Below are 16,577 nucleotides of genomic sequence, written 5' to 3' on the forward strand. Positions count from 1 at the left end.
GCGTGCGGCGGGGCGAGAGGCGCGCGGCAGGCAGGGGTGCTCGGCGGAGCGGGAGGTGGAGCGAAGGGGCGGCAGGGCGGAGCGGTGACGCCGGCCGTCGGAGCGCGGGGTGCCGCCGGGCGCGCCTACTCTGGAAGGCATGCCCTCCCCCGCCGTCACCACCGACCCGGGTGCGGCGCTGGATCTGCTCGCCGGGCGACGCCTGGTCGTCCTCACCGGGGCCGGGCTGTCCACCGACTCCGGCATCCCGGACTACCGCGGCCCGGGCTCGCGCCCGCGCAACCCGATGACCTACTCCGAGTTCGTCTCCGGGAAGCCCGCGCAGCAGCGGTACTGGGCGCGCAGCCACGTCGGCTGGGCCCGAATGCGCCGCGCCGACCCCAACCCGGGTCACCGCGCGCTGGCCGCGCTGGGGGCCGCGGGCGTCGTCGACGGGCTGGTCACGCAGAACGTCGACGGCCTGCACACGGTGGCCGGCAGCCGCGGCGTCGTCGACCTGCACGGGCGCATCGACGAGGTCGTCTGCCTGGACTGCCGGCGGATCACCGCCCGCGACGCGCTGGCGGCCCGGCTCACCGCGCTGAACCCCGGCTTCACCGAGGCGCACAGTGCGCAGGTCGAGACCGCCCCGGACGGCGACGCCGCGGTGGAGATCACCGACGGGTTCCGGATCGCGCCGTGCGCGTCCTGCGGCGGGGTCCTCAAGCCGCATGTCGTGTTCTTCGGGGAGAACGTGCCGAAGGACCGGGTGGCGCGGTGCTACGCGATGGTGGCCACGCTGACCCCCGAGGACGGTGCGCTGCTCGTCGCCGGGTCCTCGCTGACCGTCATGTCGGGGCTGCGGTTCGTCCGGGCCGCCCACCGGGCGGAGGTGCCGGTCGTGATCGTCAACCGCGGGGCGACCCGGGGCGACGAGCTCGCCGACCTGCGCGTCGACGCGGGCTGCTCGGAGGCCCTGACCGCGCTGGCGGCCCAGCCGGTCTGAGTGCTCAGGCCCCGCCGTCGCGGCGCCCGCGGGGCGTGTCGAAGCGCCGGGTGGCGCGGTCGGCCCCGATCGCGACCAGCGCGCACGCGGGCAGGACCACCACCGTCACGAACACGACCTGCACCACGAACGGCAGGCCGGTGAGCCACAGCTCGAACGCGTCCCAGCCGTCGATGATCGTGCGCACACTCCACACGGTAGTCCCCGCGCCCAGGCATTAGGTTCGGGGCCATGTTCGCTGTCTACGCGCAGGAGCCCAACGCCGACGCTCCCCTCGACTCCCTCGTCGTGGGCGAGCGGCCCGACCCCGAGGTCCCCGACGGCTGGGTCTCCGTCACCGTCTCCGCCGCCAGCCTCAACATGCACGACCTGTGGACGCTGCGCGGGGTCGGCATCAAGCCCGACCAGTTCCCGATGATCCTCGGCTGCGACGGCGCCGGGACCCTCGACGACGGCACCGAGGTCGTCCTCTACCCGATCATCGGCGACCCGGACTGGCGCGGCGACGAGACCCTCGACCCGAAGCGCACCCTGCTCACCGAGCGCCACCAGGGCACGATGGCCGAGAAGGTGATCGTCCCGGCGCGCAACGCGGTCCCCGCCCCGACGGGCCTCACCCCCGGCCAGGGCGCCGTGCTCGGCACCGCCTGGCTGACCGCGTACCGGATGCTGTTCACCAAGTCGGGCCTGCAGCCGGGCCAGACCGTGCTCGTCCAGGGTGCCTCCGGCGGCGTCTCGACGGCGCTGATCCAGCTGGGCCGCGCCGCGGGCCTCCAGGTGTGGGTCACCGGCCGCGACGAGGAGAAGCGCGCGCTGGCCGAGCGGCTCGGCGCGCACGCCACCTTCGAGTCCGGCGCGAAGCTGCCGGGCAAGGTCGACGCCGTCATGGAGTCGGTCGGCGAGGCCACCTGGAAGCACTCCATGCGGGCGCTGCGCCCCGGTGGCCGCATCGTCATCTGCGGCTCCACCTCGGGCCCGAACCCGCCCGCGGACCTCCAGCGGCTGTTCTTCCTCCAGCTCGAGGTGGTCGGGTCGACCATGGGGACGCGGCAGGAGCTCGTGGATCTCATGAACTTCGTCGCGACGGCCGGGATCGCGCCGGAGATCGGGACCGAACTGCCGATGGACTCCGCGAAGGAGGCGTTCGAGGCGATGTCCGCGGGGCGGACGGCGGGGAAGATCGTCCTGACCCGCTGATTCGTTACGAGATCCGGGTGTGATGCATTCGTGATGTCGTTGGGTCACGTCAAGCGGTCTACGAAATGCCTGGTCGTCGCCCTGTCGGTCATCGCTGCGTGACGACCGCCCGGCGCTCGGGGGACGTTTGCCCAGGACAGGGTCGGATTTCGCCCGCTCGGCAAGTACAGTGCGTCATCGTGACCGAGCCTTTCAGTCGACGGGCGTCGGGGACTGCCACCATGGCTGCCCCGACGCCTGGAGCCGCGGGTGTCGTCGAGTTCCTGGACCGGGTCGACCACGCCGTGGCCACAGCCCTGTCCACCAACCCGTCCTCGACGGACGTCAGCCGTGACGGCTGGCGCGTCCTGTTGATGCTCGCCCGCGGCACCGGCCGCAGCATGGGCGAGGTCGCGGGACACACGTCGCTGCCCGCCCCCACGGCCACCCGGATCGTGGACCGCCTCGTCGAGAAGAAGCTGGCCTACCGGTCGGCCGACCCGCTCGACCGGCGCCGTGTGCTGGTGCACCTGTCTGCCGAGGGACGGACGGTCGTCGAGTCCGTCTGCCAGCGGGTGCAGCGCATCCTGTCGCCGCGCCGTGCCCCCGCCGCCCGGCCCGCGCCGTGCGACGGGCCGATCCCCGGCCCCCGGGCAGGCCTGGCCATGTAAGCGGCCCCCGCGCTCCCCGCCCCCCACCACGTACACGTCGGGCCCGACTCCCCCGCTGGGAGTCGGGCCCGCTTCGCGGGCGGGGCTACTTCTTGGGCTTCTCGGTGGCCGTACCGCCCCCGGTGGACAGCGCGGCGACGAAGGCCTCCTGCGGGACGTCGACGCGGCCGATCGTCTTCATCCGCTTCTTGCCCTCCTTCTGCTTCTCCAGCAGCTTGCGCTTGCGGGAGATGTCGCCGCCGTAGCACTTGGCGAGGACGTCCTTGCGGATCGCGCGGATCGTCTCGCGGGCGATGATCCGGGCGCCGACGGCGGCCTGGATCGGCACCTCGAACTGCTGGCGCGGGATGAGCTCGCGGAGCTTGGTCGCCATCGAGGTGCCGTAGGAGTACGCCGACTCCTTGTGCACGATCGCGGAGAACGCGTCGACGGCCTCGCCCTGCAGCAGGATGTCGACCTTGACCAGGTCGGCGACCTGCTCGCCGGCCTCCTCGTAGTCGAGGCTGGCGTAGCCGCGGGTGCGCGACTTCAGGTTGTCGAAGAAGTCGAAGATGATCTCACCGAGCGGCATCGTGTAGCGCAGCTCGACGCGGGTCTCGGACAGGTAGTCCATCCCGCCGAGCTGGCCGCGCCGGCTCTGGCACAGCTCCATGATGGTGCCGACGAACTCCGACGGCGCCAGGATGGTGATCTTGGTGATCGGCTCGCGGACCTCGGCGACCTTGCCCACCGGCCAGTCGCTGGGGTTGGTCACCTCGATCTCCTCGCCGTCGTCGGTGGTGACCTGGTAGACGACGTTGGGCGCGGTGGAGATCAGGTCGAGGTCGAACTCGCGCTCGAGGCGCTCGCGGGTGATCTCCAGGTGCAGCAGGCCGAGGAAGCCGCAGCGGAAGCCGAAGCCGAGCGCGGCCGAGGTCTCCGGCTCGTAGGTGAGGGCGGCGTCGTTGAGCTGCAGCTTGTCCAGCGCCTCGCGCAGGTCGGGGTACTGCGACCCGTCGATCGGGTAGAGCCCGGAGTAGACCATCGGCTGCGGCTCGCGGTAGCCGGTCAGCGGGTCGGTGGCCCCGTTGCGCTTGGAGGTGACGGTGTCGCCGACCTTGGACTGGCGGACGTCCTTCACCCCGGTGATGAGGTAGCCGACCTCGCCGACGCCGAGGCCGTCGGACGGTTTGGGCTCCGGGGAGACGATGCCGATCTCGAGCAGCTCGTGCTCGGCGCCGGTGGACATCATCTTGATCTTCTCGCGCGGCGAGAGCTTCCCGTCGACGACGCGGATGTAGGTGATGACGCCGCGGTAGGTGTCGTAGACCGAGTCGAAGATCATCGCCCGGGCGGGCGCGTCGGCGTCGCCGACCGGGGCGGGGACCTGGGCGATGACGGCGTCGAGCACCGCCTCCACACCCTCACCGGTCTTCGCGCTGCACCGCAGCACGTCCTCCGGCTCGCAGCCGGTGATGTGCGCGATCTCCGCGGCGTAGCGCTCCGGGTCCGCGGCAGGCAGGTCGATCTTGTTGAGGACCGGGATGATGTGCAGGTCCTTCTCCATGGCCAGGTACAGGTTGGCCAGGGTCTGCGCCTCGATCCCCTGCGCGGCGTCGACCAGCAGGATCGCGCCCTCGCACGCCTCGAGCGCCCGGGACACCTCGTAGGTGAAGTCGACGTGGCCCGGGGTGTCGATCAGATGCAGCACGTGCTCGGTCTCGACGCCGTCGGCGTTCTTCGCGGTCCACGGCAGCCGGACGTTCTGCGCCTTGATCGTGATGCCGCGCTCGCGCTCGATGTCCATCCGGTCCAGGTACTGGGCCCGGGCGTCACGATCGCTCAGTACCCCCGTGACCTGCAGCATCCGGTCGGCCAGGGTCGACTTCCCGTGGTCGATGTGGGCGATGATGCAGAAGTTCCGGATGCGCTCCGGCGGGGTGAACGTGCGGTCGGCGTACGTCGTCACTCGGCTGTACTCGGCTTTCGCTCATGCGTGGGGCTTCGGGCACTTCGGGTGCTCAGGGCACTCGGGGCTCGGGGCACTGGGACCCATCGTCCCATGTCGGGCCGGGCGGCCGCCGTGGTGGCACCGCAGGTCGTCACACGCTGTTCACGCCGGGCGTCCCCGCGTTGCCCCGACGCGGCCGATCGCGCACGATCGAACGGCCAGGAGCCCAGTCCCCAACCCGGAGGAGTCACCGTGTCGGTCACCCCCGTCCCCCCGCTCGACCGGCTGAGCGCGGCGCGTGTCGTGCTCGCCCGGAAGAAGAAGCTGGGCCTGACCTGGGACAAGATCGCCGAGGCACTGGGCCGCTCGCTGGAGTGGTCCACCTCGGCCCTGCTCGGGCAGCAGACGCTGACCCGCGAGCAGGCCGAGGCCGCAGGCTCCCTGCTGGACCTGGACGACGACGTCGTCGACGCCCTCACCCTCCCGCCGGAGCGCGGCGCGGCCGCGGTGGACCTCACCGACCCGCTGGTCTACCGCCTCTCGGAGATGGTGCAGGTGTACGGCACGACGATCTCCGAGCTGGTCCGCGAGGAGTTCGGCGACGGCATCGTGTCCGCGATCGACTTCGAGCTGGACCTGCAGCGCGTCGCCGACCCGAAGGGCGACCGGGCCGTGATCACGCTGAACGGGAAGTTCCTGCCCTACCGCGTCTGGTGACCCGGAACAGGGGGCGAGGACGCCGCTGGTAACCTTGTGCGTCGAGCGCTCGGCGTGCTCGCCCGAAACGGCCTGGACCCTCTCTCCAGTGATGCTGTTCGGTGCCGCCGGAGCGGACCCGGACGTACACAAGACCAGCCGACCAGCAGGCAGGAAGACCAGAGGCAGACGTGGCCAACATCAAGTCGCAGATCAAGCGTGTCAAGACCAACGAGAAGCGCCGGCAGCGCAACAAGTCGGTGAAGTCGTCGGTCAAGACCGCGATCCGCCACTTCCGCGAGGCCGCCGACTCCGGCGCCGACAACGTCGTGGAGCTGCAGCGCAAGGCGGCCAAGGCCCTCGACAAGGCGGCCGGCAAGGGCGTCATCCACAAGAACCAGGCAGCGAACCGCAAGTCGGCCCTGGCCAAGCGTCTCAACGACGTCCAGGCCTGAGCCACCCCGGTTCCCCACGACGGCGCCGCCCCATCGGGGTGGCGCCGTCGTCGTGTTTCCGGACCTGTCGTGCCCCCGGGCCGGAGCCCGTGCGCGTGCTGCGGGCGCGGGGCTCAGCGCGGGGTGCGGGCGGACACGACCGCCAGCACGGCCCGCTCCAACGCGTACCCCGCGTCCGCGGCGACGCCCTTGACGTCGGCGTTCACCCGGGCGGTCGCCGCGATGGCGACGGCGAGCTGCTCCGGACGCCACTGCCGGACCGTCTGTTGGGCCTTACGGATCTTCCACGGAGGCATGCCCAGCTCACCGGCCAGCCGGTTCGGGTCGCCCCGCCCGGCCGAGCCGACCTTGGCCAGGGTGCGCACCGAGTCCGCGAGCGCGTCGGCGATCAGGACGTGCGGGACACCGAGCACCAGCGCCCACCGCAGCGCCTCCATCGCCGCCCGCCGGTCCCCCGCGACCGCCGCGTCGGCCACCGCGAAGCCGGAGGACTCGGCCCGGCCGCGGTGGTAGCGCCGCACCCCGGCCTCGTCCACGGCGCCGCCGGTGTCCGCGACGAGCTGCCCGGCCGCAGCCGCCAGCTCCCGCAGGTCCGACCCGACCGCCTCGACCAGTACCGCGAGCGCACCGGGAGTGATGGTGCCGCCGTGGCGACGCACCTCGTCGCGCACGAAGTCCGACCGCTCGTCGGCGCGGGTGATGCGGTTGCAGGTGACGGTGTGCGCCCCGGCCTTGCGCATCAGGTCCAGGACCGCCTTGCCCTTCGCCCCCCCGGCGTGCTGGACCACCAGCACGATCCCGTCGGCCGGGTCCTTCACGTAGTCGGCGAGGGCGGCGGTCATGTCCTTGTTCGCATCCTGGCCATGAGTGAGCACGATCACCCTGCCCTCCGCGAAGAGCGAGGGGCTGAGGTGCCCGGCGAGCTCGCCGGGTGCCACCTCGGAGGTGCGGAAGCGGCGCAGCTCGGTCTCCGGATCGCGCTGCCGGGCGCGCCGGACCAGGTCGGACACCGCCCGCTCGGCCAGGAACTCCTCGTCCCCGACGACCAGCTGCAGCGGGCCCGGTTCGCTCGTGCTGCTCACACCCCCATGGTGGCCCACACCCCCGACAACGGGTGAGCCGCGTCCCGGCACGACGACCTCGTCTGGCGGTGCGGTGCCCCGTTCGCGTACCGTCGTCGTCGATTCCGGCGCTCGGCGTCCGGAGCACCACAACCGCATATGGCTCATCCAGAGGGGCAGAGGGAACGGCCCGTTGAAGCCCCGGCAACCGGCGTCGCACGACGATCCGCCCAGACCTGCGCCTTCCGCGCGGCGAGGACGTCGACGAACACGGTGCCAATTCCGGCCCGCCACCTCCGGCGGGACAGATGAGGAGATCTCGTGACTCTCACTGCTGCGCCCGAAACCACCTCTGCCTACGACCTGGGCTCCGCGCGCGCTCTCGCGTGCCGCGAGTGCCGCCACGAGACCCCGCTCGCCGCGGAGTTCGCGTGTCCGCGCTGTTTCGGCCCCCTCGAGGTGGCCTACGACTTCCCGACGGTCACCCGCGCCTCCATCGAGGCCGGCCCGAAGTCGATCTGGCGCTACAAGGACCTGCTGCCGGTCCCCTCGACCGTCGAGCAGCACGCGAACACCGAGCCCGGCCTGACCCGGCTGATCGAGGCCGACAACCTGGCCCGCGCGCTTGGCGTCCGCAAGATCTGGATCAAGGACGACACGGGCAACCCGACGCACTCGTTCAAGGACCGCGTCGTCGCCGTCGCGCTCGCCGCCGCCCGTGAGCTCGGCTTCTCGGTGCTGTGCTGCCCCTCCACGGGCAACCTCGCCAACGCCGTGGCCGCCGCGGCCGCCCGCGCCGGCTGGGACTCGGTCGTGCTGGTCCCGTCCTCCCTGGAGCAGGCGAAGATCGTCACCACCGCGGTCTACGGCGGCACCCTGCTCGCCGTCGACGGCAACTACGACGACGTCAACCGGCTCGCCACCGAGCTGGCCGCCGAGCACGAGGACTGGGCGTTCGTGAACGTCAACGTCCGCCCGTACTACGCCGAGGGCTCGAAGACCCTGGGCTACGAGGTCGCCGAGCAGCTCGGCTGGCGGCTCCCGCAGCAGGTGGTCGTCCCGGTCGCATCCGGCTCCCAGCTCACCAAGATCGACAAGGGGTTCACCGAGCTCGGCACCCTGGGTCTGGTCGAGCCCACCCCGTACACCGTGTTCGGTGCCCAGGCCACCGGCTGCTCGCCGGTCGCGCGGGCCTTCGAGGCCGGTCACGACGTGATCCAGCCGCAGAAGCCGGACACCATCGCGCGCTCGCTGGCGATCGGCAACCCGGCCGACGGTCCGTACGTCCTCGACTCGGTGCGCCGCACCGGCGGCTCGGTCGGGCACGTGTCCGACGAGGAGGTCGTCGCCGGCATCCGGCTCCTGGCCCGCACCGAGGGCGTGTTCGCCGAGACCGCGGGCGGGGTCACCATCGCGACCACCAAGAAGCTGCTCGAGGCCGGGGCGCTCGACCCCGACGCCGGGACCGTCCTGATGATCACCGGTGACGGGCTCAAGACCCTCGACGCCGTCTCCGGCGAGGTCGGCCCGACGGCGACCGTGCCGTCGACGTCCTCCGCGGTCCGCGAGGCGCTGGCGAACCGGGGCTGACCGGCCCCGCCGGCCGGGAGCCGGACGGGGGTCGCCACGCGCGACCACCGTCAGCCCGGCCGGGTCGTCGCCGGTCAGGGCCAGGTCACCGGACCGGTCGGTGCGTGCGACGACGACGCCCGCCCCGGCCAGCCGGTCCACCAGCTCCGGGTTGGGGTGCCGGTAGCTGTTGCCGTTGCCGACGCTGATCACCGCCGCACGCGGCGCGACGGCGGTGATCAGGTCCGGGACCACCTTGCGGGACCCGTGGTGGGGCATCTTCAGGACCTCGGCCCGCAGGTCGACCCCGGAGTGGAGCAGGTCGTCCTGGGCCGCCAGTTCGGCGTCGCCGGTCAGCAGGATCGTCGCGGCCGGGGTGGTGGCGCGCAGCAGCAGCGAGATGTCGTTCACCGCCGTCCCGTCGCCGCCGTCGACCGTCAGGGGCGGGTGGACCGGGCCGAGGACCTGCAGGCGCAGCTCCGGCCACCCCAGCTCCATCCCGCGAACGAGCCCCACCACCGGAGCCCCGGCCCGCTCGGCGTGCCGGGTGATCTCGCGCAGCCCCGACGCCGGTTCCCGCACCGGCCCGACGGCGATCCCGCCCGCGGCCCGACCGCGCAGCGCGCCGGCGAGGCCGCCGTCGTGGTCGGCGTGGAAGTGGGTGATCACCACGAGCTCCAGGACCCGGACCCCGAGCCGGTCCAGGCAGGTGTCGACGGCGTCGTCCGTCGGCCCGGTGTCGACCAGGACGGCGTGCCCCGGGGTGCCGGTGGCGAGGACGAGCGCGTCGCCCTGACCCACGTCGCAGGCCACCATCCGCCACCCGGTGGGCGGCCAGCCGGGCGGGGCGAACCGGGTCGGGACGAGGACGACGAGGAGCCCGACCAGCAGCGCCAGCAACAGCGCCCGCAGGCGCGGCACCCGGCCCATCGCCAGCAGCACGACGAGCACCCCGGTGAGCAGCAGCGCGCCGCCCGCGCCCGCGGGCCACGGCACCGTGGCACCGGGCACCGCGGCGGCCCGGTCCCCGACCACGACCAGCCACCACACGAACGGCCCCGCCAGCCAGGCGCAGCACCACGCTGCGGCCGGGCTCACCGCGGACAGCACCGCACCGAGCACGCCCAGCACCGTCGCGGGGGCGACCGCGGGCGCCGCGAGCAGGTTCGCCACCACGGTGACCAGCCCGACTCCCCCGTTGAGCCCGGCGATCACCGGCGCGGTGGCCAGCGCCGCGGCGACCGGGACGACCAGCGCCTCGGCCGGCCCGGACGGCAGCCCGCGCCGTCGCAGCGCCGCCGTCCACCCCGGCCCGAGCAGCACCAGCGCACCGGTGGCGACGACGGACAGCACGAAACCCGCGTCGACGGCCAGGGCGGGGACGGCCAGCAGCAGGCCGAGCACGGCCACTGCCAGCGCGGGCACCGCGGACCGCGCCCGGCCGGCGGCGAACGCGATGAGCACGACCCCGCCCATCACCGCCGCACGCAGCACCGACGGCGACGGCCGGGCCAGCACGACGAACCCGACCAGGGCGACCATCGCCACCGCGGCCGCGATCCGCGGGTCGGTCCGGAACAGGCGCAGCAGGAGCAGCACCGCCCCGGTCACGATCGCGACGTTGGCGCCGGAGACGGCCGTGAGGTGCGCGAGCCCCGCGGTCCGGAAGTCCTGCTCGGTCTCGGCGAGCTGGGCGCGGGTGTCCCCGATCGCGAGCCCGGGCAGCAGCCCCGCCGGTGCCTCGGGCAGTGCGGCGACCGCCGCGTCGCGCAGGCCGTCGCGCAGGGCCCCGGCCCCGGTCTGCCACCACGGCGGCGCGGTCACGTCCTGCGGTGCGCCGCGGACCTTCAGCACGGCGACCGTGAGGTCGGGACGCTGTGCGGGCATGAGCAGCCCGGCGGCGGAGACCTCCTGACCGGGGAGCAGCCCGGTCCACTCCGCTGCCGGGGCCAGGAGCAGGAGCTTCCCGCCGGTGGTCGCCCGACCGCCACCGACGGTGGCCGTGACGAGCTCGGTGGGGACCAGCGCCATCGCCCGGGCGGCGCCGGACTCGTCGCCACCACCGGTGGTGCTGCGCAGGATCCGGGGGTCGTCAGTGAGCCGGACGCGGACCTCGGCGGCGGCGCCGCGGTCGGCGGGCCCGCGCAGCGGGTGCGACGCCAGCGCGGCCGCGTGGACGGTGCCCAGGACGGCCGCGACGAGCGCGCACCCGGCCGCGGCGAGCACGATCGAGGACGGCGCCGCGGCGCGGGCGCTGGTCCGGGCACGGAGCAGCGTGACCGTCAGGGCGAGCGCCGCGAGGACGGCGGCGGTGATCCCGCCCGCGGTGCCGCCGAGCAGCCCGGCGAGGACGGCGGCCCAGGTGGCGAGCGCGGCCGGGACGAGGCGCAGGTCGGGTGGGGCGGGACGTTCCTGCTGCTCCGCACGCTCGTCGTCGCGCTCCCCGGGCACCGGTTCGGGCCGGCGGGCTCCGGCGCGGGTCACACCCGCACCAGTTCCTGGAGCTGGGCGAAACGGCGCTCGCCGATGCCGTCGATCTCGCGCAGCTGCTCGACCCGGCTGAAGCGCCCGTTGGCGCTGCGCCAGTCGATGATCTTCTTCGCGGTGACCGGGCCGACGCCGGGCAGGGCGTCGAGGTCCGAGAGGGTGGCGGTGTTCAGGTCGATCTTCCCGCCGGGTGCGGCGGGTGCGGCGGCCGCGCCCGGTTCGGCGCCCGACGCCGGCTCGGAGCCCGGGGCGGGCAGGACCGGGGCGGCGTCGGGCGCCGGTGGGACGCCGACCGCGATCTGCTCCCCGTCGCCGAGGCGGCGGGCCAGGTTCAGCGCGCCGAGGTCGACCTCGGGCAGCGCGCCGCCCGCGGCGTCGAGGGCGTCGGCGACGCGTGCGCCGTCGGGGACCCGGACGAGACCGGGCCGGGCGACCCGCCCGACGACGCTCACGACGAGCGGCCCCGCGGTGACCGGTGCCGCCGCGACGGGCGCCGGCCCACCAGGACCCGCGGACCGGTCCGTCTCCCCCGTCGCCGCCCCACCGGGCACCGCCGTCACCTCGGGCAGGCCGCCGACGGGCTGCACGGTGGGACGGTCGAGCCACACCCCCACCCCGGCGACCAGCGCCCCGGCGAGCACCACCGCCACCAGCGCGAGCGCACCGGGGCGGCCCGGGTCCACCCGCGCCCCGGCCAGCGACGGCGGCAGCCACCGCTGGGCTCGGCGGCGCAGCCACGACGGCCGCCCGCCGTGCGGGACGTCGTCGCCGAGCTCCTCGGACGGTGCGGGGTCGTCCCGGGCCAGCAGGGCCAGGGGGTGGCCGGCATCGGGGTCGGCGGTCCACACCGGTGCCGGCTCCTCCGGCGCGACGGGGCCGGTCGCTCCGCGGTGCGTGGCGGAGGGATCGGCGGTCCACACCGGTTCCGGCCCGTGCGGGGCGGCGGAATCGGGCCGGCCCGGTGTCGCGCCGTGCAGGGTGGCGGGGTCGTGCCGGAGGGGCGTCGCACCGGGCCAGGTGCCGGGCCGGGACGCGGACGGCGCCGCCACGGGCGGCCCGGCAGCGCGGTGGGCGCGCGGCGGGGGCGGCCCGACGGCGCCCGGTCCGTGGGCGGGCGGTGATCCGGGACGTGGTCCGGACGCGCCGGGAGCCACCGGCAGCGCGGGCAACGGGACGGTCGGGGGATCGAGCCGGTCCGCGACCGCGTCCACCCGCCCGCGCGTCCCGATCCCGGCGAGCCGCCGGGCCGGGTCGAGGGAGGCGTCGGTCCTGGTCACGCACCCGACGCTAGGTGCGCCACCCCCGTTCCGACCGGCCGATGCCGGGCCTGTGGACGGATCGATCGATTGGGGACCGATGCGCTGCCGTGGGCCACGGCGCGGCCGGATCGTCGGCGGTCCGTGCTACACACCGGCGGGGCCTGTCGGCCCGGGGCGAGAGCCGGGCATGTCGGCGTCACCCGGAGCATCCGACGGCCTCGCGCGACGACCCGAGAGATCATCGCCCGGCGGTCAGACGGCGGGCACCACCACGATCCCCACCAGACCGGCTCCCACGTGCGCCCCAATCACCGCGCCGACCTCGGAGACGTGCACCTCGGCGGCGTCGGGCAGCTGTTCGCGCAGCCGGTCGGCGATGTCCTCGGCCCGGTCCTCGGCGCCGAGGTGGTGCACGGCGAGGTGTGCGCCCGGACCCGCCTCGGCGACGGCGAGCGCGACGAGCCGTTCGGTCGCGCGCGAGGTCGTCCGCACCTTCTCCAGCGGCGCGATCCGGCCGTCGCGCAGGTGCAGGATCGGCTTGACCGACAGGGCCGTGCCCATCAGCGCGGACGCGGCGCCGATCCGGCCGCCGCGGCGCAGCCGCTCCAGGTCCTGCACCGCGAACAAGACCCGTGCCCGTGCGGCGACGGCGCCGGCCACGGCCTCGACGTCGTCGGCGGTGGCGCCGGCTCCGGCGGCGTCGGCGGCGGCGAGCACGGCGAAGCCGAGGCCCATCGCGATGGCACCGGAGTCGACGACCCGGATCCGGTCCGGGGCGACCTCCTGCGCGGCGAGCCGGGCCGCGTCCCAGGTGCCGGACAGCGCGCGCGACAGGTGCACGGCCACGACGGCGGGGACGCCGTCGTCGAGCAGGGCGGTGAAGCGCTCGGCGAACGCGGCCGGGGTCGGGCGCGAGGTCTGCACGAGCAGGGTGCGGTCGGCGAGCGCGACGATCAGCTCGGCGGCGGAGACGTCGACACCGTCGCGGGCGGTGCGCTCGCCGAGCCGGACCTCCAGCGGGACGACGTGGATGCCGCGCCGTTCCGCGACGCCGGGCGGCAGGTGTGCGGTGGAGTCGGTGACCACGGCGACCGGCGAGGGGGGCACGGCCGGACCCTATCCACCCGGCGGGCGGAACAGCGGTGCCAGTGCCCGCTGCGCGGCGAGGTAGCGGCCGTGCGCGTCGTCCAGGCGGCCGCGGGTGCGCGGGTCGGGGGTGAACTCGCGGTCGACCCGCACCATCCGTCCGGCGAGCTCACCGACCGAGGCGGCCCGGCCGGTCGCGAGCGCGGCGAGCATCGCCGCGCCGAGCACCCCGGCGTCGCGTTCGGCGGTGCGGCGCAGCGGCCGGTCCAGCACGTCGGCCTTGATCTGGCACCAGAGGTCGCTCGCCGCGCCACCGCCACAGGCGGCGATGGTCTCGGGGCGGCGGCCGGCGGCCGACTCCAGCGGGCCCAGGACGTGCCGGGCGGCGTGCGCGACCCCCTCCAGCACGGCGCGGCCCAGCTCGGCGGACCCGGTGGCGAAGCTCGCGCCGAGCCAGTGCCCGCGCAGGTCGGGGTCCCACAGCGGGGCCCGTTCCCCGGCGAGCTGGGGCAGGAACAGCACCCGCCCCGGTTCGGCATCGGCGGCCCGGGCCAGCAGCTCGGCCGGTGCGACGCCCAGCACCGCGGACGCCCAGGTCAGCGCGTCGCCGCCGGCCTGGGTGGGTCCTGCGTGCACGTGCAGCCCGCGCCACGGCGGGAACGTGACGATCCCCGGGGCGCCGCCGCCGGGCGCCGCGGCGAGGGCCAGGACCTCCGAGGTGCCCGCGATGTCGATCGCGTCGCCGGGGGCGGCGATCCCGCCGCCGAGCAGCGCCGCCCAGGCGTCCATCGTCCCGACGGCGACGGGCAGCCCGGCCGGGAGCCCGCCCGCGCCGGTGGTCTCCCCCGCGACCGACGCCGGGTCGGCCAGGGGCGCCGGCATCGAGCGCAACCCGGGGACGAGCAGGTCGAGCCACTCCGGGTACCGGCCGTCGGGGTCGAGGAGTCCGGTCGAGGAGAGCGGATCGGCCACTGCGGTGCCGGTGAGGCGTTCGAGCAGCCAGTCCTTGGGCGCGAGCACCCTGCGCGCGCGGGCCCACGCGTCGGGCCGGTGTTCGGCGAGCCAGGCGGCGCGGGCGGCCGCGTGCGAGGCGTCGACGGAGCCGGTCCCACCGCGGCGCCGGGCCCGGTCCGCGGACGACAGCCGGTCGGTGAGCGTCGCCGCGACCGCGCCGCACCGACCGTCCTGCCAGGTGATCGCCGGGTGCACCGGCGCGCCGGCCCCGTCGACGAACAGGTGGGTGTCGACCTGGGCGCACAGCCCGACGGCGGTCACCCCGGCCAGTGCCGGGCCGAGCGCGCCGACCACCTCCGTCAGCCCGGACCACCAGTCGTCCGGGTGCTGCTCGGCGTGGCCGGGCGCGGGACGCGCGGTCGGGTGCGTGGCGCGGGCCGCGGCGACGCGGACGCCGTCGTCGTCGAAGACCGCCGCCTTGACCGAGGTGGTGCCCAGGTCGATGCCGAGCAGGGTCACGGCCGGGCCACCGTGGGCTCCAGGAGCCCGGCCAGCGCCTCCCCGACGGCGGAGTGTCCCGCCCAGCCCCAGTGCAGGCCGTCCGGGTTGCCGTGTCCGCCGAGGACGTGCTCGCCGACCAGCGCGGGCACGTCGAGCACGGTCACGGCCGGGGTGCCGGCCGCCCAGCGGCGGACCGCGGCGTCGGTGGCGGCGCGGTGCGGGTGGGCCAGGCCGTAGTCGGCGGCGCGGTGCACCGACGGGGCCAGCGCCACCACCGGCAGCCCGGGCCGCAGCGCGTGCACCCCGGCCCGGCAGCGTTCCAGGTAGGCGGCCGTGAGACGAGGCGGCAGCGTCGCCGGTCCCCCGCCGGGCAGCCGCGCCAGCACCGGGGCGATCCGCGGCTGGGCACGCCGGTAGGCGGTGCGGACGGTGTGCCGCAGCGGGGCGGGGCGCAGCACCGGGATCAGCTCGCGCAGCGCCGTCGGCAGCAGGGACGGCAGGGAGTCCATCCCGGACACCCCGAGCACGACCGCGCCGACCCGCGGCAGCGCCGCCCACACCCGTGGGTCCCCGCTGATCGCCGACCAGGCGTGCCGGGCGGTCCACCCGGCCCGGGCGACGATCTCGGCACGACCCCCGAGCCGGGCGGCGGCGACGTTGGGCCACAGCCGCGGCTCGTCGGCCGGGCAGGGTCGCTCGGGTCCGTGGAAGGCCAGCGAGTCGCCGACGACCAGCAGGTCAGGCACCGATGTTGTACCCCGCCAGGCGCCAGCGGGGGTGGTCGTCACGACGGGCGACGACGGCCCAGCGCGTGTTGCCCAGCCCGCCGATCACCGGCCAGGACGACTGCGGGAGGTCGAGCAGCCCGCACACCATCCCGGCGATCATGCCGCCGTGCGCGACGAGCAGCACCGAGCGGTCCTCCGGGTCGGCGGCGTACTCCAGGTCCAGCTCCTCGACGACCGGCAGCGACCGGACGACGACGTCGACCCGGGACTCGCCGCCGGGCGGGGTGAACCGCGGGTCGGACCGCCACTCGGCGATCGCGCCCGGGTCGTCGACGCCGATCTCGTCGATCGTGCGCCCCTGCCAGTCCCCGAGGTGGGTCTCCCGCAGCCGCTTGTCCACCGACAGCGGCAGCCCGACGGCCTCGGCCACCGCGGTCGCGGTGTCGTGGGCGCGGGTCAGGTCCGAGGTGATGATCCGGTCGAACCGCTCCTGCGCGAGCCGCGGCGCGACGGCCGCGGCCTGCGCGCGGCCGACGTCGGTCAGCCGGGTGTCGAGATGTCCCTGCATCCGGCCGACGGAGTTGTACTCGGTCTGCCCGTGCCGCAGCAGGGTGACCCGGCGCAGCGTCATGCAGTGCCGTCCGGGTCGCCCTGGGGGTCGGGCACCTCGATCGCCGGGCAGTCCTTCCAGAGCCGGTCCAGGCCGTAGAAGCCGCGCTGCTCGGTGTGCATGACGTGCACGACGATGTCGCTGAAGTCCAGCAGCACCCAGCCGTTGTCGTTGTCGCCCTCGCGCCGGGTCGGCTTGCTGCCGCGCTCGCGCAGCTTCTCCTCGACCTCGTCGACGATGGCCTGGACCTGACGCTCGTTGGCCGCCGACGCCAGCACGAAGCAGTCGGTCAGCGCGAGCTGGTCGGACACGTCGAGCGCGACGATGTCGACGGCCTTCTTGTCGGCCGCGGCGGCCGCGGCCACCTTCGCCAGCTCGACCGCCTCCGGTGATGCCGTCACCACACTGT

Annotated in this window: 15 protein-coding genes, 1 pseudogene and 1 riboswitch; of the genes and pseudogenes, 6 read left to right on the top strand and 10 right to left on the bottom strand. The window is 75.1% G+C overall.

Annotated elements, in window-relative coordinates:
• The first annotated feature begins 139 nt into the window (after positions 1-139).
• Positions 140-985, top strand: a complete 846-nt coding sequence (locus Ae331Ps2_RS00775) for an NAD-dependent protein deacetylase (RefSeq protein WP_075311362.1) — start codon at positions 140-142, stop codon at positions 983-985.
• A gap of 4 nt (positions 986-989) precedes the next feature.
• Here the strand turns inward: Ae331Ps2_RS00775 and Ae331Ps2_RS00780 are convergent, their stop codons facing one another.
• On the bottom strand, positions 990-1,172 hold the full coding sequence (locus Ae331Ps2_RS00780; RefSeq protein WP_020626278.1) for a hypothetical protein: 183 nt from the start codon (positions 1,170-1,172) through the stop codon (positions 990-992).
• A 44-nt stretch (positions 1,173-1,216) separates the two neighbouring features.
• Here Ae331Ps2_RS00780 and Ae331Ps2_RS00785 point away from each other — a divergent pair, with 44 nt between their 5' ends.
• Positions 1,217-2,182, top strand: a complete 966-nt coding sequence (locus Ae331Ps2_RS00785) for a zinc-binding dehydrogenase (RefSeq protein ID WP_075311360.1) — start codon at positions 1,217-1,219, stop codon at positions 2,180-2,182.
• A 221-nt stretch (positions 2,183-2,403) separates the two neighbouring features.
• A complete protein-coding gene (locus tag Ae331Ps2_RS00790; protein WP_020626280.1) occupies positions 2,404-2,832 on the top strand; it encodes a MarR family winged helix-turn-helix transcriptional regulator in 429 nt (142 codons plus the stop codon).
• Between the two features lie 85 nt (positions 2,833-2,917).
• On the opposite strand, the gene lepA is transcribed toward Ae331Ps2_RS00790, so the two are convergent.
• Entirely contained in the window at positions 2,918-4,780 is a 1,863-nt protein-coding gene (gene lepA, locus Ae331Ps2_RS00795; protein WP_075311357.1) for a translation elongation factor 4, read from the bottom strand.
• Between the two features lie 234 nt (positions 4,781-5,014).
• Between lepA and cynS the strand changes: the two genes are divergently transcribed.
• Together cynS and rpsT are read left to right on the top strand one after the other, a co-directional pair.
• Complete coding sequence (gene cynS, locus Ae331Ps2_RS00800) at positions 5,015-5,479, top strand: cyanase (protein WP_020626282.1); 465 nt, start codon at positions 5,015-5,017, stop codon at positions 5,477-5,479.
• Between the two features lie 170 nt (positions 5,480-5,649).
• Positions 5,650-5,913 (top strand): 30S ribosomal protein S20, encoded by a 264-nt coding sequence (rpsT, locus tag Ae331Ps2_RS00805; RefSeq protein ID WP_020626283.1) that lies wholly within the window; start codon positions 5,650-5,652, stop codon positions 5,911-5,913.
• 113 nt (positions 5,914-6,026) lie between these two features.
• Here rpsT and holA read toward each other — a convergent pair whose 3' ends face one another.
• Entirely contained in the window at positions 6,027-6,995 is a 969-nt protein-coding gene (holA, locus tag Ae331Ps2_RS00810) for a DNA polymerase III subunit delta (protein WP_020626284.1), read from the bottom strand.
• 140 nt (positions 6,996-7,135) lie between these two features.
• A riboswitch (SAM riboswitch) is annotated at positions 7,136-7,289 on the top strand.
• Positions 7,290-7,295: 6 nt separating this feature from the next.
• On the opposite strand from holA, the gene thrC reads away from it, so the two are divergent.
• The gene (thrC, locus tag Ae331Ps2_RS00815; protein WP_075311355.1) at positions 7,296-8,564 is read left to right on the top strand and encodes a threonine synthase; all 1,269 of its coding nucleotides are present in this window, start codon (positions 7,296-7,298) and stop codon (positions 8,562-8,564) included.
• Between the two features lie 243 nt (positions 8,565-8,807).
• Here the strand turns inward: thrC and Ae331Ps2_RS34095 are convergent.
• The 7 genes and pseudogenes from Ae331Ps2_RS34095 to rsfS form a co-directional block, all read right to left on the bottom strand.
• Positions 8,808-10,574, bottom strand: a pseudogene (locus Ae331Ps2_RS34095) (ComEC/Rec2 family competence protein); the annotation flags it as partial.
• A 449-nt stretch (positions 10,575-11,023) separates the two neighbouring features.
• Positions 11,024-12,307, bottom strand: a complete 1,284-nt coding sequence (locus Ae331Ps2_RS34100; RefSeq protein ID WP_337819493.1) for a helix-hairpin-helix domain-containing protein — start codon at positions 12,305-12,307, stop codon at positions 11,024-11,026.
• 234 nt (positions 12,308-12,541) lie between these two features.
• Positions 12,542-13,396 carry a DegV family protein gene (locus Ae331Ps2_RS00835; protein WP_075311352.1) on the bottom strand — a complete coding sequence of 285 codons (855 nt, stop codon included), beginning with the start codon at positions 13,394-13,396 and terminating at the stop codon, positions 12,542-12,544.
• Positions 13,397-13,405: 9 nt separating this feature from the next.
• The gene (locus tag Ae331Ps2_RS00840; RefSeq protein WP_139318972.1) at positions 13,406-14,848 is read right to left on the bottom strand and encodes an FGGY-family carbohydrate kinase; all 1,443 of its coding nucleotides are present in this window, start codon (positions 14,846-14,848) and stop codon (positions 13,406-13,408) included.
• Positions 14,845-15,576 (bottom strand): diglucosylglycerate octanoyltransferase, encoded by a 732-nt coding sequence (octT, locus tag Ae331Ps2_RS30890; protein WP_139318971.1) that lies wholly within the window; start codon positions 15,574-15,576, stop codon positions 14,845-14,847. The genes Ae331Ps2_RS00840 and octT overlap by 4 nt, the downstream gene beginning before the upstream one ends.
• The gene (locus Ae331Ps2_RS00850; protein WP_075311350.1) at positions 15,569-16,189 is read right to left on the bottom strand and encodes a histidine phosphatase family protein; all 621 of its coding nucleotides are present in this window, start codon (positions 16,187-16,189) and stop codon (positions 15,569-15,571) included. The genes octT and Ae331Ps2_RS00850 overlap by 8 nt, the downstream gene beginning before the upstream one ends.
• On the bottom strand, positions 16,186-16,569 hold the full coding sequence (gene rsfS / locus Ae331Ps2_RS00855; protein ID WP_020625811.1) for a ribosome silencing factor: 384 nt from the start codon (positions 16,567-16,569) through the stop codon (positions 16,186-16,188). Before rsfS ends, Ae331Ps2_RS00850 begins: the two co-directional genes overlap by 4 nt.
• Positions 16,570-16,577: the final 8 nt, after the last annotated feature.

Source organism: Pseudonocardia sp. Ae331_Ps2 (assembly GCF_001932405.1).
GTDB lineage: Bacteria > Actinomycetota > Actinomycetes > Mycobacteriales > Pseudonocardiaceae > Pseudonocardia.